1 protein-coding gene is annotated in these 629 nt (G+C 45.5%); it reads left to right on the top strand.

The genetic code is table 11. The features are described from left to right. Positions 1–629, top strand: a 629-nt coding sequence (locus ACS8FC_RS18675) for an inorganic phosphate transporter (protein ID WP_439297891.1), incomplete at both ends; no start/stop codon positions are given.

Raw genomic sequence — 629 nt, 5'->3', positions numbered from 1 at the left:
CTCTATGAAAGTAAATCTATTTTTTGCCATTTTATTGATTGCGATGACCATCTATTTTTTGTGGTGGGGTTTAGATTACACCATGCGTCAGCAAACGACGCTATTTATTGTAGCGACCGCGTTTGGTGTCTTTATGGCATTCAATATCGGTGGTAACGATGTCGCCAACTCCTTCGGTACTTCAGTGGGTGCAGGGACGCTGACTATCCCGCAAGCATTGGGTATCGCAGCGATATTTGAGGTGTCGGGCGCCGTACTGGCAGGTGGTGAAGTAACCGATACTATCCGAAGCGGTATTGTCGATTTAGATGGTCTCTCAGTCGAGCCCAACCAGTTTATTTACGTCATGCTCTCAGCGTTGATTGCTGCTGCGTTTTGGTTATTATTTGCCACCAAAAAAGGTCTGCCAGTGTCGACCACCCACGCGATTATTGGCGGCGTGGTTGGTAGCTCCATCGTATTGGGTATCACATTAGGTGGTACTGAAATGGCGTTATCAACGGTAAATTGGGGCAAGATTGGCACTATCGCTATCTCTTGGGTTCTATCACCGTTACTAGGCGGCGTTTTGTCTTATCTACTATACGGACAAATCAAGAAAAATATCATTGAATATAACGATAGAACAG

It is taken from the genome of Psychrobacter sp. 1Y4, from assembly GCF_051847555.1.
Note: the sequence above shows the minus strand (reverse complement) of the source record. Positions and strands in the feature narration are given on the sequence as shown.